This window comes from Streptobacillus felis, from assembly GCF_001559775.1.
GTDB classification, from domain to species: Bacteria; Fusobacteriota; Fusobacteriia; order Fusobacteriales; family Leptotrichiaceae; genus Streptobacillus; species Streptobacillus felis.
Genome location: NZ_LOHX01000197.1, coordinates 1 through 357 on the forward strand (window position 1 = coordinate 1; position 357 = coordinate 357).

Here is a 357-nt window from a genome sequence, read left to right on the forward strand (position 1 = left end):
TACATAGGTAGAGAGCCGAATAAAGATGGGTTAGGATTAGAAAATAATGATGTTAAAGTTTCAGATAGAGGAGAAATACTTGTTGATGAATATTTAGAAACAAAAATATCTGGAATATATGCTGTAGGAGATGTATAAGGTGGTGAAATGTTTACTGAAGTTTAATAGGCTGATAGTAGAATAGTAGTTTCAAAAAAACTAAATGAAAAAGGTAGAAGTATAAAAGAAGGTAGAAAGGTACCTAACGTATAATTTACAGATCCTAGTTATGCTCAAGTGTGGTTACATGAATTAAAGTCCAATGAATTAGGAATTAAATCCACCGTAAACACATTATCAACACCTACTATTACCAAA

Annotated in this window: 1 protein-coding gene; it reads left to right on the forward strand. The window is 30.5% G+C overall.

What is annotated here, in order from left to right; translation table 11 throughout:
- Window positions 1-3: 3 nt before the first annotated feature.
- Entirely contained in the window at window positions 4-138 is a 135-nt protein-coding gene (locus tag AYC60_RS09595; protein WP_414162579.1) for an FAD-dependent oxidoreductase, read from the forward strand.
- Window positions 139-357: the final 219 nt, after the last annotated feature.